Raw genomic sequence first — 16,379 nt, 5'->3', positions numbered from 1 at the left:
CCCGGCGGCTGGTGAGAATAGTGGGCATGGCTGATTTTAACGATCCAATCCAGGCCGGACCCTCGTGGTGGCGCAACGCCGTCGTCTACCAGGTCTACGTCCGCAGCTTCGCCGACAGTGACGGTGACGGCATCGGCGACCTCCCGGGCATCACCTCGCGCCTGCCCTACCTGCGCGACCTCGGTGTCGACGCCCTGTGGATCACGCCGTTCTACACCTCGCCGCAGCACGACCACGGGTACGACGTCGCCGACTACACCGACGTCGACCCGCTGTTCGGCACGCTCGGCGACGCCGACGCGCTGATCGCGCGGGCGCACGAGCTGGACCTGCGCGTCATCGTCGACCTCGTGCCCAACCACACCTCCGACGAGCACGTCTGGTTCCAGGCCGCGCTGGCCGCCGGTCCGGGCAGCCCGGAGCGGGCGCGCTACATGTTCCGCGAGGGCTCCGGCCCCGACGGGTCGCTGCCGCCCAACAACTGGGGGTCCGTCTTCGGCGGTCCGGCCTGGACCCGCGTCGAGGACGGCCAGTGGTACCTCCACCTCTTCGACTCCACCCAGCCCGACCTCGACTGGCGCAACCCCGAGGTCGGCGACATGTTCGAGGACGTGCTGCGCTTCTGGCTCGACAAGGGCGTGGACGGCTTCCGCGTCGACGTCGCCCACGGTCTCTACAAGGAGGAGTCGCTGCGCGACCAGGTCGTCGAGGAGGGCGAGCGCCCGTCCTCCGGCCAGGTCAACAGCGACCACTCGATGGTGTCCCTCGAGCTCAAGGACGAGCCGATGTGGGACCAGCCCGAGGTGCACGACGTCTACCGCCGCTGGAGCGCCGTTCTCGACTCCGTCGGCGACGACCGGATGGCGGTCGCCGAGGCGTGGACCCAGACCCCCGAGTCGATGGCCGCCTTCGTCCGCCCCGACGAGCTCGACCAGGCCTTCAACTTCGCCTGGCTGCTGGCCGAGTGGTCGGCCGAGTCGTTCCGCGAGGTCGTCGTCGACACCCTCGCGGCCGTCGCCCCGGTCGGCGCGTCCCCGACGTGGGTGCTGAGCAACCACGACGTGGTCCGCCACGTGACCCGCTACGGCGGGGGCGAGCAGGGCCTGGCCCGCGCCCGTGCCGCGACGCTGGCGATGCTCGCGCTGCCCGGCTCCTCCTACCTCTACCAGGGCGAGGAGCTCGGCCTCGAGCAGGTCGACGTCGCCCCCGAGGACCGGCAGGACCCGTCGTGGTTCCGCACCGGCGAGGTCGGCCGCGACGGCTGCCGGGTGCCGATCCCGTGGGGTGGCGACTCGGCCCCCTTCGACTTCGGCCCGGGCGAGGCCCAGCCGTGGATCCCGCAGCCGGACGAGTTCAAGGGCCTCACCGTCGAGGCGCAGACCGGGGTCGCGGGCTCGACGCTGGAGTTCTACCGAGCCGCGCTCGCCGCCCGCCGCGCGCACGCGCTGCCGGCCGGTGACGAGGTCACCCACGCCGGGGTGGACGGTGACGTGCTGGAGCTGCACCGCGGCGACCTGCGGGTCCTGCTCAACTGCGGCACCACTGCGGTCCCGCTCCCCCAGGGCACGGTGCTCGCGAGCAGCCGCTCGGTCACCGACGTGCTGCCGCCCGACACCTGCGTCTGGCTCGGCTGAGCCACACCCGGACGCCGCACGGCCCGCCCCCTCGATCGAGCAGGGGGCGGGCCGTGCGTACGTCGGTCGGTCAGCGCTCGTCGAGCGTCGCGTTGTAGCGGGAGAAGCGGGAGACCAGCTCGTCGAGGTCCTCGGCGGTCCACTCGGCGAGTCTTTCGTCGAGCTGCTCGATCCGGAGCCGGCTGACCTGGTCGACCCGGTCCTTCGCCTCGGTCGTCGCCGTCAGGATGGTGGCGCGGCCGTCGGCGGGATCAGGCGTGCGCTCGACCAGGCCGAGCTCGACGAGGTGCTGCACCTGGCGCGACACCGCACCCTTGTCGAGGTCGAACGCCTCGGCGATGTCCGCCGAGCGTCGCGGCCCCGCCTCGATGAGGTGGGCGAGCATGACGTACGACGAGGGCTGCAGCGACGGGTGCACGAGCGCGGCCCGCTCGCTGAGCGCGCGGCGTACGCGTCGCATCAGGATGCCCATCTCCTGCTCGAGGGCGTGCAACGTGCGGATCCGGTCGTTCACCGCTCCAGCACCGCCGTCGCCCCGGGCGCCGGGGCGGCCTCGCGGGGCTCGTCCTCCAGGGTCTCGCGCATGGGCACCTCCTGGATGAAGAGTACGGCGACCAGCGCGGCGACGGCGAAGGGTGCGGCGACCAGGAAGATGTGGCCGGTCGCGACGCCGAAGGCGTGCTCGACCACCACCCGCACCGGCTCGGGCAGCGTGGCCAGGTCGGGGATCTGGTGGGTGTCACCGGCTCCGCCCTCGATGCCCAGCTTCGCGAGTCCGCGGGTGATCTCGTCGGCGACCTGGTGGCCCAGCACGGCACCCAGCGCCGAGACGCCCACGGAGCCGCCCATCGAGCGGAAGAACGCGACGACCGCGCTGGCCGCACCCATGTCGGCCTGCGAGGTGTTGTTCTGCACGGCGAGCACGAGGTTCTGCATCGTGGCTCCGAGGCCGAGCCCGAGGACCGCCATGAAGGCGCCGACGACCCAGAGGTTGGTCGTGTCGTCGATGGTCGAGAGCAGCAGCAGGCCCACGATCACCAGCACCATGCCGCCGACCAGGAACTTCTTCCACCTGCCGGTCTTCGTGATGAGGCGACCACTGATGATGCTGGAGACGAGCAGCCCGCCCACCATGGCGACCGACATGAGGCCGGCCTTGGTCGGGGACATGCCGCGGGCGAGCTGGAAGTACTGCGACAGGTAGACGGTCGCGCCGAACATCGCCAGGCCGATGAGCACCGAGGCCAGGGTGGCCAGCGACGTCGTGCGGTCGCGGAAGAGCCGCATTGGGATGATCGGGTCGCGGGCGACCTTGATCTCGACGTAGATGGCCGCGGCCACGACGACCAGGCCACCGAGGACCAGGGCGATGCTGGTGGTCGAGGTCCAGCCGAACTGGCTGCCGGCGAGCGAGACCCAGACGAGGAGGAGCGAGACGCCGCCGACCAGCAGGGTGGCACCGAGGTAGTCGATGTGCACCTCGCGCTTGACCACCGGGATGCGCAGCGTCTTCTGGAGGACCACGAAGGCGACCAGGGCGACCGGGATCCCGAAGAAGAAGCACCAGCGCCAGCCCACGGTGTCCACCAGCAGGCCGCCGACGAGGGGGCCGGAGATGGTGGCCATCGCGAAGACGGCGCCGATGTAGCCCGAGTAGCGACCACGCTCGCGCGGCGGGACCATGGTGGCGATCACGACCTGCACCAGCGCGGTGAGCCCGCCGACGCCGAGGCCCTGGATGGCGCGCGCGCCGATCAGGACCTCCATGGTGGGCGCGAAGCCGGCGATCACCGAGCCGATGGAGAAGATCACCAGGGCGCTCTGCACCAGGATCTTCTTGTTGAACTGGTCGGCGAGCTTGCCCCAGATCGGCGTGGTCGCCGTCATGGTGAGCAGGGTGGCCACCACGACCCAGGTGTAGCCGGTCTGGCTGCCGTCGAGGTCGGTCACGATCCGCGGCAGCGCGTTGGACACGATGGTGCTCGACAACATGGCGACGAACATCGCGAGCAGGAGGCCGCTGAGCGCCTCCATGACCTCGCGGTGGCTCATCTGGCCGGGCTGCCCGGACGCCGGCGTCGCGACCGGTGCGGGGGCGGGCTGGGGGTGGGACACGGAGGCTCGATTCATGAGGACTAGAAGGTTGCCAACGGCAACTATATTCCTCGGAGCGCTCCCCGTCTGCCCGGCGGGCACGTGACGTCGGCCACGGAACGCTCACGGGCCGCTCGCGGGGTGCTCACGGAGCGCCCGCGGAGCGCTCATGGAGCTCCCGCGGCGGTGGCGACGATCATGCCCGGGGATGGCCCGGACAAGCAGCGACCCGCAGGCCTGCTGCCCCTGCCGGACTCGTTCGGTCGGAGGGGCCCCGGGGGATGACGTCCGGGGGCCTGCGGGTCGGGTGGCTGCGATGGATTCGCCGGCAGCTCGTCGGCGACTAGGGCTGGTGCTGCCTAGCGGGCAGCCACCTCACTCATCCGAAAAGACTTCATTCTTCGGACCACCTCCTTTCCGTGTGCCACCACCGTAGGTCGCGATCCAGCGGCGGCCAAGGGGTTTTCGTCCACGTTCTCGAGACGGTCCTCGCGGCGTGGTCAGGCCGCCTCGAACTGCGACCGGTAGAGCGCGGCGTACTCACCGTCGCGCTCCAGCAGCTCGTCGTGGTCGCCCTGCTCGACGATGTCCCCGTCGCGCATCACCAGGATCAGGTCGGCGTCGCGGATCGTGGAGAGCCGGTGCGCGATGACGAACGACGTCCGGTCGGTGCGCAGCGCCGCCATCGCGTGCTGCAGCAGCAGCTCGGTGCGGGTGTCGACGGACGAGGTCGCCTCGTCGAGGATGAGGAGGTCCGGCGCGGCCAGGAAGGCACGCGCGATCGTCACCAGCTGGCGCTCGCCTGCGGAGAGGTTGGACCCCTCCTCGTCGATGAGCGTGTCGTAGCCGTCGGGCAGCGAGTGCACGAAGCGGTCGACGAAGGTCGCCTCGGCGGCCCGGTGGATCTCGACCTCGCTGGCGTCGGGTCGGCCGTAGGCGATGTTGTCGCGGATGGTGCCCGCGAACAGCCAGGTGTCCTGGAGGACCATGCCGATCTGCTGCCGCAGGGCACTGCGGGGCATCGAGGTGATGTCGACGCCGTCGAGGGTGATCCGCCCGCCCGAGACCTCGTAGAAGCGCTCGACGAGGTTGACGAGCGTGGTCTTGCCGGCCCCGGTGGGACCGACGATGGCGACCGTCTGGCCCGGGTGCGCGACCAGGGACAGGCCCTGGAGGAGGGGACGCTCGGGGTCGTAGGAGAACGAGACGTCCTCGAAGCGCACCTCGCCGTGGCGGTCCGTGGCCGGCTCCCCCGCGGCGTCGGGCTCCTGCTCCTCGGCGTCGAGCAGCTCGAAGACCCGCTCGGCGGACGCGACGCCCGACTGGAGCAGGTTGACCATGGACGCGACCTGGGTTAGCGGCTGGGTGAACTGGCGGGAGTACTGGATGAACGCCTGCACCTCGCCCAGCGACATGGTGCCGCTGGCGACCCGCAGGCCACCGAGGACTGCGATGACGACGTAGTTGAGGTTGCCGACGAACATCATGATCGGCATGATCAGGCCGCTCACGAACTGGGCGCCGAACGACGCCTTCCACAGCTCGTCGTTCTCCTCGGCGAAGACCCGCTCGGCCTCCTCCTGGCGGCCGAACACCTTGACCAGCGCGTGCCCCGAGAAGGTCTCCTCGATGTGGCTGTTGAGCCGGCCGGTACGCCGCCACTGCTGGACGAACATCCCTTGCGAGCGCTTCATCACCGCGCCCGTCACCAGCATCGAGACCGGCACCGAGACGAGGGCCACGAGGGCGAGCACCGGCGAGATCCAGAACATCATCCCGAGCACCGCGACCACCGTGAGCAGCGAGGTGAGCAGCTGGCTCAGGGTCTGCTGGAGGGTGGTGCTGACGTTGTCGATGTCGTTGGAGACGCGACTCAGCAGCTCACCGCGCGGCTGGCGGTCGATGTAGGCCAGCGGCAGCCGGTGCACCTTGTCCTCGACGTCGGAGCGCATCCGGCGCACCGTGCCCTGCACGACGTCGTTGAGGATCCAGCCGGCCAGCCAGCCGAGGGCGGCCGCGCCGACGTAGATCGCAAGGACGACGAGCAGCACCTCCCCCACGGCCGCGAAGTCGACGCCCTGGCCGGGCACCACGTCCATGCCGCTGACCATGTCGGCGACCTGGTCGTCGCCGCGCTGGCGGAGCAGGTCGACGGCCTGGTCCTTGGACAGCCCGTCGGGCAATCGACCGCCGATCACGCCGCTGAAGATGAGGTCGGTCGCCCGGCCCAGCACCCGCGGGCCGACCGCCGTCGCGAAGACGCTGACGACGGTGAGCGCGATGACGGCCAGCGTCCTGGTGCGGTAGGGCGCCATCCGCCGGACGAGGCGCCGGGCCGACGGCCCGAAGGCGCTGGCCTTCTGGGCGACCACCATGCCGGCACCCATCGGACCGCGACCGGGACCACCCGGCCCGGCCTCGATGCGCTCGGTCTCCTTGAGCGTCCCCGGCTTCTGCGGGGCCTCGGCGCCGCTCTTCTCGCTCGTGCTCATGCGACCTCACCCACCGTCAGCTGCGACTCGACGATCTCGCGGTAGGTGCCGCAGGTCGCGAGCAGCTCGTCGTGCGTGCCGCGACCGACGACCGCTCCGTCCTCGAGCACGACGATGAGGTCCGCGTCGCGGATCGTGGAGACCCGTTGCGCCACGATCACCACCGTGCTGTCACGGGTCACTGGCGCGAGCGCGGCCCGCAACCGGGCGTCGGTCGTCAGGTCCAGCGCGGAGAACGAGTCGTCGAAGAGGTAGATCTCCGGTCGGCGGATCACCGCGCGGGCGATGGCCAGGCGTTGTCGCTGGCCGCCGGAGAAGTTGCTGCCGCCCTGGGACACGCTCGACTCGAGGCCGTCGGGCATCGCGGCGACGAAGTCGCGCGCCTGGGCGATCTCGAGGGCGTCCCACATCTCCTCCTCGGTGGCGTCGGTCCTGCCGTGGCGCAGGTTGTCCGCGACGGTGCCGGAGAAGAGGAACGCCTTCTGGGGGACGAGGCCGAGCCGCGACCAGAGCAGCTGCGGGGACAGGTCGCGGACGTCGACCCCGTCGACCCGCACGGCGCCGGAGGTGGCGTCGAAGAGGCGCGGGACCAGGTTGAGCAGGGTGGACTTGCCGGCGCCGGTCGAGCCGATGATCGCGACCGTCTGTCCGGCCCGGGCGCTGAGGTCGACGCCGCGCAGCACGGGCGACTCGGCGCCGGGGTAGGCGAAGGTCACGCCGTCGAGGACGAGGGTGCCGTGCTCGGTGACCTCGGTGACCGGGTCGGCGGGAGGCACCACGCTGCTCTCGGTGTCGAGCACCTCGACGATGCGGTCCGCGCACACGGCCGCGCGCGGGATCATCATCATCATGAAGGTCCCCATCATCACGCTCATGATGATCTGCATGAGGTAGGTGAGGTAGGCCGTCAGCGCCCCCACCTCCATCGCCCCGGACTCCACGCGGTGGCCGCCGAACCACAGCACGGCGACCGAGGCGACGTTGGCCACGAGCATGACCACGGGGAACATGCCGGCCTGCCAGCGACCTGCCCGGATCGCGACCACGGTCAGCTCGTCGTTGGCCTGCGCGAAGCGCCGGGTCTCGTGCTCCTCGCGGACGAACGCACGGACCACCCGGACGCCGGTCACCTGCTCGCGGAGCACCCGGTTGACCTCGTCGATGCGCACCTGCATCACCCGGAAGCTGGGCACCATCTGGCGCACGATCAGCCCGACGGCCAGGGCGAGCACGGGCACCACGACCACGATGAGCCACGAGAGCCCGACGTCCTCGCGCATCGCCATGACGACGGCGCCGACCATCATGATCGGCGCGGACACGAACATCGTGAACCCCATCAGGACCAGCATCTGCACCTGCTGGACGTCGTTGGTTTCGCGGGTGATCAGCGACGGGGCGCCGAAGTGCTGCACCTCGCGGGCCGAGAAGGTGCCGACGCGGTGGAAGATCGCCGCGCGGATGTCGCGGCCGAAGGACATCGCGGTCCGTGCGGCGAACCACACCGCAGCGACCGCGCACAGCGCCTGGACGATCGAGACGGCGAGCATCACCGTGCCGCGCTCGACGATGTAGGCGGTGTCGCCGAGCACGACCCCCTGGTCGATGATCTGCGCGTTGAGGCTGGGCAGGTAGAGCATCGCCAGGGTGCCGAGGAACTGGAGCGCGACGATGGCGGCGATCGGGCGCTTGTACGGCGCCAGGTGGGTGCGGATGAGCCGGAGGAGCATCAGTCGCCCTTCGTGAGCAGGCCGTCGAGGACGGTGGAGACGATCTCCTCGGCGGTCAGGATCCGACCGTCGGAGAGGTGGGGGTGGCTGCCGGAGAAGGTCAGCAGCCGCGTGACGTGGACGAGCTGCGCCACCGGGACGCGGACCTCGTCGGCGTGCGGGGCGAGCAGGTCGGCCATCACCCGGGCCGCCTCCTCGCGCGGGTGGTGCTCGTGGCTGCGCCCCTTCGGGGGACCGACCATGCCGACCGCCGTCATCAGCGTGAAGATCCCCCGGAAGCGGCTCTGGAGCAGCGTCACCATCTCGGTGACGAGGGCCCGCAGCGGCTGGTCCGGGTCGATCCGGCGCAGGTCCTCGAGGAAGGGCTCGATGTCGAAGGCCCGGTCGAGGGTGGCCTGCACGAGGTCGTCCTTCGACTCGAAGACGCGGAAGATGGTGCCCTCCGCGACGCCGGCCGCCTCGGCGATCTGGCGGGTCGTGACGGTGCGGCCGTGCTCGAGGAGCAGGGGCAGGGTGACGTCGACGAGGGCGCGGCGGCGGTCGTCGGCGGACATGGCGGTGGCACGGGTTCGCACCGGCCCAGCCTAGGTGAGTGAGCGCTCACTCACAAGGCGTCGGCTCCCGCCGTCACGGGGCCAGGCGCTCGACGGACCAGCCGTCCCCGGCGCGCCGGTAGACGAGGCGGTCGTGCATCCGGCTGGCGCGCCCCTGCCAGAACTCGACCACCTCGTGGCGCACCCGGTAGCCGCCCCAGTGGTCCGGCAGGTCCACCTCGTCGGGAAAGCGCTCCTCGACCCGGGCGTAGTCGGCCGCGAGCGCGGCCCGGCTCGGCACCACCGACGACTGTCGCGACGCCCAGGCGCCGAGCTGGGCACCGCGCGGGCGGGAGCGGAAGTAGGCCGCCACCTCGTCGCGCGGCAGCGGCGACGCCACCCCCTCGATGCGGACCTGGCGCTCGACCGGGTGCCACGGCAGCAGCAGGGCGCACCGCGGGTTGGCTGCGAGCTCGTCGCCCTTGCGCGAGGTGTGGTTGGTGAAGAAGACGAACCCCGCGGCGTCGACGCCCTTGAGCAGCACCATCCGCGACGACGGGACGCCGTCGGGGGTGGCCGTCGAGAGCACCATGGCGTTGGGCTCGTGCATCCCGGCATCGACCGCGTCGCGCAGCCACCGGACGAACATGTCCACCGGGGCGGGCTCGAGGTCGGGGAGGTCGAGGCCGCCGCGGGAGTACTCCTCGCGCAGGGCGGCCAGGTCGACGGCGTGGTCCATGACTCCCGACAGTAGACCGGAGGTGCACAATGAGTCGCCCGCCGTCGCGGGCCCCCATCTCAGGGCCGACCATCGCCGGGCCCCGACGCAGAGGAGCGCACACCCCATGACGCAGGTGCACCACGGACTCGAGGGAGTCGTCGCATTCGAGACCGAGATCGCGGAGCCCGACAAGGAGGGGTCGGCGCTGCGCTACCGCGGCGTCGACATCGAGGAGATCGTCGGACGGGTCCCGTTCGAGAACATCTGGGGCCTGCTCATCGACGGCTCCTACACGCCCGGCCTCCCCGCCGCCGAGCCCTTCAACCTGCCGGTCCACACCGGTGACGTCCGCGTCGACGTCCAGGCCGCGGTCGCGATGCTCGCCCCCGCGTTCGGCTTCGGCCAGACCTACGACATCAGCGACGAGCAGGCCCGCGCAGACCTCGCCCGCGTCGCGGTCATGGTCCTGTCGTACGCCGCCCAGTCCGCGCGTGGCCTGCACCTCCCGGTCGTCTCGCAGAAGGACGTCGACCAGGGACACACGCTCGCCGAGCGCTTCCTGATCCGCTGGAAGGGCGAGGCCGACCCCAAGCACGTCAAGGCCATCGACGCCTACTGGTCCTCGGCCGCCGAGCACGGCATGAACGCCTCGACCTTCACCGCCCGCGTCATCACCTCGACCGGGGCCGACGTCGCGGCCGCCTTCTCCGGGGCCATCGGCGCCATGAGCGGTCCGCTGCACGGCGGCGCGCCCTCGCGAGTGCTCGGCATGATCGAGGAGGTCGAGAAGCGCGACGGCGACGCCGCGTCGTACGTCAAGGAGCTGCTCGACAACGGTGAGCGCCTGATGGGCTTCGGCCACCGCGTCTACCGCGCCGAGGACCCGCGGGCCCGCGTGCTGCGCCGCACCGCCAAGGAGCTCGACGCCCCCCGCTACGCGGTCGCCGAGGCGCTCGAGCAGGCCGCGCTCGCCGAGCTGCGCGAGCGTCGCCCCGACCGCGTCCTGGAGACCAACGTGGAGTTCTGGGCGGCGATCGTCCTCGACTTCGCCGAGGTCCCGGCCCGGATGTTCACCTCGATGTTCACCTGCGCCCGCACGGGTGGCTGGTCGGCGCACATCCTGGAGCAGAAGCGCACCGGTCGGCTGATCCGCCCGTCGGCGATCTACACCGGTCCGCCCTCGCGCCCGGCCTCCGACGTCGAGGGCTGGCAGGACGGGTGGGGCGCCTGAGGCCCCAGGCCTCGGACCACCCGTCAGACGACGGGCACAGCGAACGCCTGCTCGACGTACCAGCTCGTGCGACCCATCGCGCCGGCCCTGCTCAGCGATATGTGCATGTGGTCGCGGTGGCGCAGGGTCACCGAGCAGGTGCGTCGGGTGCGGCAGCCGGAGCTGAGGTACTTCTTCGGCTCGAAGCCGTCCCAGGCGGCGTACATCCGGTCGTTCCAGATGACGTACATGATGCCCATCCGGCGCGCGAGGGCGTCGGTGTCACCGAGCTCGTCGTCGGCGAACGCCTCGACCAGGAACGCGTCGGCGACGGCACTGTCGTCGGGGTCCTTCGCGTCGAGCATCCAGTCGAAGGCCCGGCCGTCCTTGTGCTCGGACTGCCCGCCGCTCCCGCACGAGCGCAGCGTCCCGCCGTACACGCCCCCGCGGGCGACCAGCCACCGGCCGAGCGCCACGGTCCCGGGCTTGTCCTTGCGGGCGCAGGTCCGCTGCGGCTGGTACGGCGCGTAGGACTCCACCGGCAGGGCGTAGCGCTGCGACGACGTGGCCTGCGAGGGCACCGCGAGCAGGCAGGCGGAGATGGCCAGGGCGAGCACCACCATCAGTCCCCTGCGCATGTCCCCTCCTCGTCGCCCGTGCAGCACGGGACGAGGCTAGGTGCGCCCGGAGGGACGCGTGGGACGAACGGGAAAAGAAGTACCTACCGTTCGGCGTGTCGGCTGGACAAGCCCGGCGCGTCCCGGAGCGACTTGCCGAAGCAGCGGCTCAGGGGCGAGTCGCGGTAGTAGCCGAAGCCGGCGATCCGCCGGTAGCCCGCGGAGGAGTACAGCTCGATCGCCTCGGGCTGCTTCTCCCCCGTCTCGAGCACCACGGCCTCCAGGCCGGCCGCGTGCGCGGTGACCTCGAGGTGGGCGAGCATCCGGCGGGCCAGGCCGAGCCCCCGGGCGGTCGGCGCGACGTACATCCGCTTGACCTCGGCGGTGAGCCGGGTGCCGTCCACCAGCACGTCCGTACGCCGTCGCCAGGCGCCCGAGACCACGGGCAGCGCGCCGAGTCGACCGACGAAGAACATGCCCGTCGGGTCCTCGAACTCGCTCGCGTCGATCGGCGACTCGTCGCGACCGCCGTAGCGCGCGACGTACTCCTCCTGCACCTGCTCGACAAGCAGGACCGCGTCCGGCGCGGTGATGGGAAGACGCTCGATCACCAGCCCGGCGGCCGCCCCGACAGGTGGACCCGCTGCCACGCCGGGGCCGTCGGATGAGAGGCTGTGCACGCTGACAGCGTAGTCAGGGACCTCTCACCACTGACTCCCCGGAAGGCTTCTTCCCGTGAACGACGCGATCCAGATCCCCACCGACCTCCTGCCCGCCGACGGCCGTTTCGGTGCCGGCCCGTCGAAGATCCAGACCAGCCACCTCGACGCGCTCGCCGCGACCGGCAGCACGCTGATGGGCACCTCGCACCGCCAGGCGCCGGTGAAGAACACCGTCGGCCGCGTGCGCGAGGGCCTCGCGTCCCTCTTCGACCTCCCCGAGGGCTACGAGGTCGTGCTCGGCAACGGCGGCGCGACGGCGTTCTGGGACATCGCGACCCACGGCCTGATCCGGCGCAAGAGCCAGCACCTGAGCTTCGGCGAGTTCTCCTCCAAGTTCGCCAAGGCCGCCCAGCAGGCGCCGTGGCTCGACGACCCGACCGTGATCACCAGCGACCCGGGCTCGCGTCCCGAGGCGGTCGCCGAGGAGGGCGTCGACGCCTACGCGTGGGCCCACAACGAGACCTCCACCGCGGTCATGGCCCCGGTCGTGCGTCCCGTGGACGACGACTCGATCGTGCTCGTGGACGCCACGTCCGGCGCGGGTGGCCTGCCCGTCGACCTCGCCGAGGTGGACACCTACTACTTCGCCCCGCAGAAGTGCTTCGCCTCCGACGGCGGGCTGTGGATCGCCCTGATGTCGCCGAAGGCGCTCGAGCGCGCCGCCGAGATCGCGGCGAGCGACCGGCACGTCCCGGCGTTCTTCGACCTGCCGACCGCGATCGACAACTCGGCCAAGAACCAGACCTACAACACCCCGTCGGTCGCCACCCTCTTCCTGATGGCCGAGCAGCTGGACTGGATGAACTCCCAGGGCGGCCTCGCCGGCATGGTCGAGCGGACCACGGCCAGCTCCGACGCGCTCTACGGCTGGGCCGAGCGGACGTCGTACACCACGCCCTACGTCACCGACCCGGGCCACCGCTCGCTGGTGATCGGCACGGTCGACTTCGACGACGCCATCGACGCCGCTGCGATCGCCAAGGTCCTGCGGGCCAACGGCATCGTGGACACCGAGCCCTACCGCAAGCTGGGCCGCAACCAGCTGCGCATCGCGATGTACCCCGCGGTCGACCCGGGCGACGTCGAGAAGCTCACCGCCTGCATCGACCACGTGGTCGAGCGCCTCTGACCCGGACGTCCGAGTGGCGGCCGCGACCTCGTCGCGGCCGTCTCAGGCGTACTCGAGCAGGCGCAGCACCGCGCGCTCCACGAGACCGCGGCCTTCTCAGGCGTCCTCGAGCAGGCGCAGCACCGCGCGCTCCACGAGACCGCGGCCTTCTCAGGCGTCCTTGAGCAGGCGCAGCACCGCGCGTTCGAGGGCGGCCTGGCGCGCGTCGGCGGTGTCGTACGACGACCGCACCCGGATCGTCTTCCCGTGCTCGTAGGCCTCGACCACCCGCGGGTCGACGTACGCCGTCCGGGCCAGCGTGGGGGTGTTGCCGAGGAACTCGGAGACCTCCTTCATCGTCGCGGCGACGGCCCGCTTGCGCGACGCCTTGGTCTCGCCAGGCTCGTCGGTGTCCGCGAGCGCGGCGGCCGCGATGACCGTGGCGTGCCAGGTGCGGAAGTCCTTGGCGGTGGCCTCGACGCCGGTCGCCTCGCGGACGTAGTCGTTGACCTGACCGGAGTCGAGGCCGCGCCAGCGACGGCCGTCCTTCCACGCGAGCAGGCGGTCGCCGCCGCCACGCCGGGCCCGCATCACGTCGAGGGCCTCGATGGTCGGCTCGTCGTCGATCTCGATGCAGTGCTCCACGCCGGACTTGCCGACGAAGCAGAAGGTCAGCCTGCCGCGGCGCTTGGTCACGTGCTCGCGCAGCAGGGTCGTGAGGCCGAAGGAGCCGTTGGTGTCGGTGTAGACGTCGTTGCCGATCCGGAAGTAGCCGAGGTCGAGCAGCCGCACGGCGACCGCGCAGGACCGCTCCTGGGTCATCCCCTCGGTGCCGAGGTCGGTGAGCACCCGCTCGCGGGCCTTGGACATCGCCTTGCCGAAGCCGATGATCCGGTCGAACTTCGCGGCGTCCCGGCTGGCGCGCCAGTGCGGGTGGTAGAGGTACTGCCGCCGCCCGGCGTCGTCGGTGCCGACCGCCTGGAGGTGGCCGTTGACGTAGGGCGTGATCCACACGTCCTCCCACGCCGGCGGGATGACGAGCTCCTTGCAGCGCTGCACGTCCTCGGCTGCCAGGCGGGTCCCGTGCTGGTCGAGGTAGGTGAAGCCCTTGCCCGCACGTCGGCGGGTCCAGCCCGGCTGGTCGGGAGCGGTGCGGCGCAGGCGAGGCATGCGGTGAGGCTAGTGGGGCCTCAGGCTCCTCCACAGCACCCCCAGGGCCAGAACCCCGACCACTCCCCCGACCACCCAGGGCCAGGCGTCCACGTCCGGTGGCGTGAACACGTCCTGGGCGACGGTGCCACCGTCCGGGGACGGGGCGGGCGTCGCCGGGGAGGCCGACGTCGTCGACGTCGGGGACGAGGCGGCGGAGGTCGTCCCGGCCATCGCCCGCTCGATGCGCGGGGGCACCACCACCAACAACACCTCCGAGCGCTGGCCCTCGCTGCTGATCAGCAGGTCCCCCTCGGGCGTGACCGCGATCCCCTCGCCCTGCTGCTGTGCGGGCAGGTCCCACGAGCCGAGCGACTCCAGGTCGGGGAAGGTGTAGACGGTGGCGCGCGAGTAGGTGCGGAGCACCACGTGGCGACCGTCGGGGAAGAACGCGCCGTCGGTGACCAGCCCGACGACCTGCCCGACGAGGCCGAGCTGGTTGGGCGCGTCGTCGGCGATCTCCGGGGGTGCGGCGTAGACCTCGCCGGCGAAGACCCCCTTGGTCACGACGTGGAGGCGACCCGTCGTGGGGTGGACCAGCAGCGCCTCGGCGTCCCGGGCCCCGTCGGGGTAGACGAGGTCGATGGTCTCCTCGTCGACCGTGCGGTCGCCGTCCCCGACCGGCACCCGGGTGACCCGGATCGAGTCCCGCGCGGCCGCGTTGTCGCCGATGTCGCCCACCCAGACCCGTCCGGGACCGGCCGGGGCGAGTGCCTCGACGTCGACCGGGCCGTCGGCCCAGTAGGTGACCCCCACGGTCTCGCCGGTGGTGGTGTCGACGGTGAACACCCGGCCGGTGTCCCCGGAGTCGTTGGTCGTCCAGGCCCGGTCGCCGGTGGCCACCAGCCCGCTGGACTCGACGATCTCCGGGTCCGCGAAGGTGAAGAGCACCCGGCCGTCGTCGGGCTCCGCGCCGGCGGCCAGCCCCATCGCGAAGGGCGCGGCGACCGCGGCCCCCGCGGCGACGGTCAGCACCCGGCGACGGAGGTCAGTCACGGGAGAGGCCCAGCAGCTCGTCGAGGTGCGGGTGCACTCCCCACGTGGCCACCAGGTCGTCGTACTCGCGTCGCAGGTTGCCACCGGAGACGGCCTTGCCCGTCCGGGTGGCGCGCAGCAGGGTGTTGCGGGGCGTGTGCTCGCTCCCGACGAACTCGACCACGTCGACGCGGTAGCCGACCAGCCGCAGGATGGCGGCGCGCAGCCCGTCGGTGAGGGTGTCGGCGAAGCGCTCGCGCAGGATCCCGTGCCGGGTGAGCGCCGCGTACGGCGCGGGGGTGGGCGCCTTGCGCAGCTGCGCGGCGATGTCGTGGTGGCAGCAGGGGGCCGCCAGCACCAGGGCCGCCTCCCACGCGATCGCCCGGGCCAGCGCGTCGTCGGTCGCGGTGTCGCAGGCGTGCAGGGCGAGCACCACGTCGGGCGGCTGCGGCAGCACCGCCTCGCCGATGGTGCCGACGACGAAGTCGGCGTCGATGCCGAGCGTCACGGCGACGGCGGTGTTGTGGTCGGCCGACTGCTGCTTGACGTCGACCCCGGTGACGCGGACCGGGAGGCCGCGCACCGCGGAGAGGTAGCGGTGGGCGGCGAAGGTCAGGTAGGCGTTGCCGCAGCCGAGGTCCACGACGCGCAGCGGGTCGTCCTCGGTCGGGGTGCGCAGCTGTCCCTTGGCCAGCGCGTCGCCGATCGCCGCGTCGAGCAGGCGCAGGAACTCCTCGACCTGGCGGTACTTCGCCTGCCGCGTGGGCTTGATCCGGCCCTGCGCGTCGGAGATGCCCAGGGCCCGGAGCACCGGGTCGTCCTCGGGCAGCAGGCGCTGCTTGGCCTTGTCGTGCCCGCGCTCCGCCTCGACGGGGGCGGCCCGGTCCTGGGTGTGGGTGACCGCCTCGAGCTTCTTGGTGGCCCGCACCTGGTGGGTCTGGGTGGTGGTGTCGACGTGCCAGCTGCCGAAGGGCTGGTCGAGCAGGTCGTCGACCGCGACCTTGGCCGCCTCACCCGCGGCGACGTTGGTCGTGTGCGCCTGGGTGTCGTCGTACGACGTGACCTGGAGGTGGCGCCCGGCCTTGAGGTCGACGTAGCGCAGCTCCACACGGCGCACGGGACGACCCGCGACCTCCGGGACCCGGCCGCCACGCTGGGCGCCGGACGCCACTGCGCGCACCAGCGACTCCGGGTCGAGCAGGTGCCCGCGCATCCGGGAGAGGGCCCGCAGGAGGGGTTCGGTGGCCATGGTCAGTCGTCCCGGCTCACAGGAACGACGCGACGAGGACGATCAGGAGCAGTGCCCCCAGCGCGACCGGGATGACGAGTCGACG

General features: G+C 71.8%; 14 protein-coding genes. 3 read left to right on the top strand and 11 right to left on the bottom strand.

Translation table 11 applies throughout. From position 1 onward, the window contains the following. Positions 1-26 precede the first annotated feature (26 nt). A complete protein-coding gene (locus ASG88_RS12125; RefSeq protein ID WP_056887668.1) occupies positions 27-1,634 on the top strand; it encodes a glycoside hydrolase family 13 protein in 1,608 nt (535 codons plus the stop codon). A gap of 70 nt (positions 1,635-1,704) precedes the next feature. Here the strand turns inward: ASG88_RS12125 and ASG88_RS12120 are convergent, their stop codons facing one another. The 6 genes from ASG88_RS12120 to pdxH form a co-directional block, all read right to left on the bottom strand. Beyond that, a complete protein-coding gene (locus ASG88_RS12120) occupies positions 1,705-2,148 on the bottom strand; it encodes a MarR family winged helix-turn-helix transcriptional regulator (RefSeq protein WP_235534829.1) in 444 nt (147 codons plus the stop codon). After that, positions 2,145-3,764: an MDR family MFS transporter gene (locus tag ASG88_RS12115; RefSeq protein ID WP_235534828.1), complete on the bottom strand. Its 1,620-nt coding sequence runs from the start codon at positions 3,762-3,764 to the stop codon at positions 2,145-2,147. The genes ASG88_RS12120 and ASG88_RS12115 overlap by 4 nt, the downstream gene beginning before the upstream one ends. A gap of 464 nt (positions 3,765-4,228) precedes the next feature. Continuing rightward, positions 4,229-6,220, bottom strand: a complete 1,992-nt coding sequence (locus ASG88_RS12110; RefSeq protein ID WP_056887667.1) for an ABC transporter ATP-binding protein — start codon at positions 6,218-6,220, stop codon at positions 4,229-4,231. Further along, positions 6,217-7,950, bottom strand: coding sequence for an ABC transporter ATP-binding protein (locus tag ASG88_RS12105; protein WP_056887666.1), 1,734 nt, complete (start codon positions 7,948-7,950; stop codon positions 6,217-6,219). The genes ASG88_RS12110 and ASG88_RS12105 overlap by 4 nt, the downstream gene beginning before the upstream one ends. Further along, a complete protein-coding gene (locus tag ASG88_RS12100) occupies positions 7,950-8,525 on the bottom strand; it encodes a TetR/AcrR family transcriptional regulator (protein WP_235534827.1) in 576 nt (191 codons plus the stop codon). The genes ASG88_RS12105 and ASG88_RS12100 overlap by 1 nt, the downstream gene beginning before the upstream one ends. Before the next feature lie 52 nt (positions 8,526-8,577). Then, positions 8,578-9,222, bottom strand: coding sequence for a pyridoxamine 5'-phosphate oxidase (pdxH, locus tag ASG88_RS12095; RefSeq protein WP_056887664.1), 645 nt, complete (start codon positions 9,220-9,222; stop codon positions 8,578-8,580). Between the two features lie 106 nt (positions 9,223-9,328). Between pdxH and ASG88_RS12090 the strand changes: the two genes are divergently transcribed. Then, positions 9,329-10,435: a citrate synthase 2 gene (locus tag ASG88_RS12090; RefSeq protein ID WP_056887663.1), complete on the top strand. Its 1,107-nt coding sequence runs from the start codon at positions 9,329-9,331 to the stop codon at positions 10,433-10,435. 23 nt (positions 10,436-10,458) lie between these two features. Here the strand turns inward: ASG88_RS12090 and ASG88_RS12085 are convergent, their stop codons facing one another. Together ASG88_RS12085 and ASG88_RS12080 are read right to left on the bottom strand one after the other, a co-directional pair. Beyond that, positions 10,459-11,052, bottom strand: coding sequence for a hypothetical protein (locus ASG88_RS12085; protein WP_157559699.1), 594 nt, complete (start codon positions 11,050-11,052; stop codon positions 10,459-10,461). Positions 11,053-11,135: 83 nt separating this feature from the next. Further along, positions 11,136-11,711: a GNAT family N-acetyltransferase gene (locus ASG88_RS12080; RefSeq protein WP_235534826.1), complete on the bottom strand. Its 576-nt coding sequence runs from the start codon at positions 11,709-11,711 to the stop codon at positions 11,136-11,138. Positions 11,712-11,766: 55 nt separating this feature from the next. Between ASG88_RS12080 and serC the strand changes: the two genes are divergently transcribed. Continuing rightward, the gene (gene serC, locus ASG88_RS12075; protein ID WP_082600332.1) at positions 11,767-12,882 is read left to right on the top strand and encodes a phosphoserine transaminase; all 1,116 of its coding nucleotides are present in this window, start codon (positions 11,767-11,769) and stop codon (positions 12,880-12,882) included. Between the two features lie 150 nt (positions 12,883-13,032). Here the strand turns inward: serC and ASG88_RS12070 are convergent, their stop codons facing one another. From ASG88_RS12070 to ASG88_RS12060, 3 genes are read right to left on the bottom strand one after another with little or no spacing between them, the layout of a single operon-like run. Beyond that, on the bottom strand, positions 13,033-14,031 hold the full coding sequence (locus tag ASG88_RS12070) for a DNA topoisomerase IB (protein WP_056887661.1): 999 nt from the start codon (positions 14,029-14,031) through the stop codon (positions 13,033-13,035). A 9-nt stretch (positions 14,032-14,040) separates the two neighbouring features. Continuing rightward, entirely contained in the window at positions 14,041-15,066 is a 1,026-nt protein-coding gene (locus ASG88_RS12065) for a hypothetical protein (protein ID WP_056887660.1), read from the bottom strand. Further along, entirely contained in the window at positions 15,059-16,294 is a 1,236-nt protein-coding gene (locus ASG88_RS12060) for a class I SAM-dependent methyltransferase (RefSeq protein ID WP_056887659.1), read from the bottom strand. The genes ASG88_RS12065 and ASG88_RS12060 overlap by 8 nt, the downstream gene beginning before the upstream one ends. Between the last annotated feature and the right edge of the window lie 85 nt (positions 16,295-16,379).

The organism is Nocardioides sp. Soil777 (assembly GCF_001428425.1).
Taxonomy (GTDB): Bacteria; Actinomycetota; Actinomycetes; order Propionibacteriales; family Nocardioidaceae; genus Nocardioides; species Nocardioides terrigena.
The sequence above is the reverse complement of the archived record's forward strand: the minus strand, read 5'-3'. Positions and strand labels throughout refer to the sequence as shown.

Coding starts and splice junctions, on each gene's coding strand:
- ASG88_RS12125 (WP_056887668.1), top strand. CDS start 27: ATGGCTGATTTTAACGATCCAATCCAGGCCGGACCCTCGTGGTGGCGC.
- ASG88_RS12085 (WP_157559699.1), bottom strand. CDS start 11,052: ATGCGCAGGGGACTGATGGTGGTGCTCGCCCTGGCCATCTCCGCCTGC.
- ASG88_RS12105 (WP_056887666.1), bottom strand. CDS start 7,950: ATGCTCCTCCGGCTCATCCGCACCCACCTGGCGCCGTACAAGCGCCCG.
- ASG88_RS12070 (WP_056887661.1), bottom strand. CDS start 14,031: ATGCCTCGCCTGCGCCGCACCGCTCCCGACCAGCCGGGCTGGACCCGC.
- ASG88_RS12090 (WP_056887663.1), top strand. CDS start 9,329: ATGACGCAGGTGCACCACGGACTCGAGGGAGTCGTCGCATTCGAGACC.
- ASG88_RS12110 (WP_056887667.1), bottom strand. CDS start 6,220: ATGAGCACGAGCGAGAAGAGCGGCGCCGAGGCCCCGCAGAAGCCGGGG.
- pdxH (WP_056887664.1), bottom strand. CDS start 9,222: ATGGACCACGCCGTCGACCTGGCCGCCCTGCGCGAGGAGTACTCCCGC.
- ASG88_RS12115 (WP_235534828.1), bottom strand. CDS start 3,764: ATGAATCGAGCCTCCGTGTCCCACCCCCAGCCCGCCCCCGCACCGGTC.
- ASG88_RS12060 (WP_056887659.1), bottom strand. CDS start 16,294: ATGGCCACCGAACCCCTCCTGCGGGCCCTCTCCCGGATGCGCGGGCAC.